At 51.0% G+C, this 1,573-nt stretch carries 1 protein-coding gene; it reads left to right on the top strand.

From position 1 onward, the window contains the following. Positions 1 to 1,194: 1,194 nt before the first annotated feature. Positions 1,195 to 1,573, top strand: a 379-nt coding sequence (locus CVU77_08210) for a hypothetical protein (protein PKN00866.1), incomplete at its 3' end; no start/stop codon positions are given.

The following is a 1,573-nucleotide window of genomic DNA, read 5'->3' as shown; positions in this document are numbered from 1 at the left end:
AAGCAATCTCCCGAAAGCAGAGATTGCCACGCCCCGCCACACAACGTCGGGGCTCGCAATGACAATAGCGGTTTCGTCCGCCGCCTCGCCGCCGCTTTTATCTTTTTCTCTTTACTCTTCACCCTTCCCGCTTCCCGTCTTTTGGCCTCATCCCAATGGACCGAAACCTCAGATACCGACTTCGCCGACGGTATTGTATCATCGGTAACAATAGTCGGCACCGGCGATGCGGCATACATAAGGATTTCAACAACCCAAGCCACAGGCGGGACAATTACTTATTCAGGTGGATATACCATTCATACTTTTACAAGTAACGGAACATTTACGCCAAATAGTGCTATGAATGTTGAATATCTTGTTGTTGCTGGTGGCGGCGGTGGAGGTGGTTCTTTTCACGGAGGAGGTGGTGGCGCAGGTGGTTTGATTTACAGTTCTGCTTATTCCGCGTCAGGAAATATTACTGTAACTGTCGGTGGTGGTGGTGCTGGTGGGGTAGGTGGTGGGACAGGTCCTTCAACAGGAACAAATGGTCAAAATTCTGTTTTTGGAACAATTACTTCTAGTGGTGGAGGCGGCGGTGGTTCGGCTACTGGACATACGCCGCCACCGGTAAATGGTAAAAATGGTGGCTCTGGTGGTGGCGCAGGAATATATGACCCAAATGTAAGTTCTCCGGGGACGGGAATTGTAGGGCAAGGCAATAATGGTGGTACAGCAACTAATGGAACTTATTATGGCACTGGTGGTGGCGGTGGAGCAGGTGCAGTAGGTGGAAATGGAACAACTACGGTTGCAGGCAATGGTGGCGTAGGACTTTATTTTTCCCAGTTTACACACGCTGGTTCACCATCTGGATGGTTTGCTGGAGGAGGTGGTGGATCGACTTATAGTGCAGGAACTCCTGGAACAGGTGGTAGCGGAGGTGGTGGTACAGGGTCGATAACACAAGGAACTAATGGTACTGCAAATACTGGTGGCGGGGGTGGCGGTAGCGAAAGAGGTGCCTCCCAGTATAATGGCGGTTCTGGCGGTTCCGGCATCGTAATAGTAAGATACCCTACTATTCAGTATTTTTCCACCGGCACATACAAATCCAATGTCCTCGACACCGCCTCAAAAGTCGTGGTATCAAGCGTCTCGTGGAACCCAGCATCACAACCCTCCGGCACAAACATTGCCGTCGGCATCCGCGTGTCGTCTTATCCGTTCTCGATAAACTCATCAACCCCGTCGTGGCTTGCCGTATCAAACGGCCAAACTCTGAATTGGCACGGCCGTTACATTCAATATCAAAGCACATTTACGACGACGAGTTCGACGACCACGCCTCGCCTCGAAGATATATCGGTAACTTACAGAGTAAAACCCTGGCAAGAAAAATCAGTAACGAGAACCCCGCCAAATTCTTTCGGTTTCGGCGGGGGAGAAACTTGGATATGGCAAGTCCCCGTAAAATCCGGCTCCGCTCTAACGATAACCGCATACATTCGCTACAACACCGAATACGGCGGCTCCACGACAAAGCCGAAACTCACGCTTTCGGGCGCAGGCATTTCTCCGACGAGTATCT

This window comes from Elusimicrobia bacterium HGW-Elusimicrobia-1 (genome assembly GCA_002841695.1).
Taxonomy (GTDB): domain Bacteria; phylum Elusimicrobiota; class Endomicrobiia; order PHAN01; family PHAN01; genus PHAN01.
Note: the sequence above shows the minus strand (reverse complement) of the source record. Positions and strands in the feature narration are given on the sequence as shown.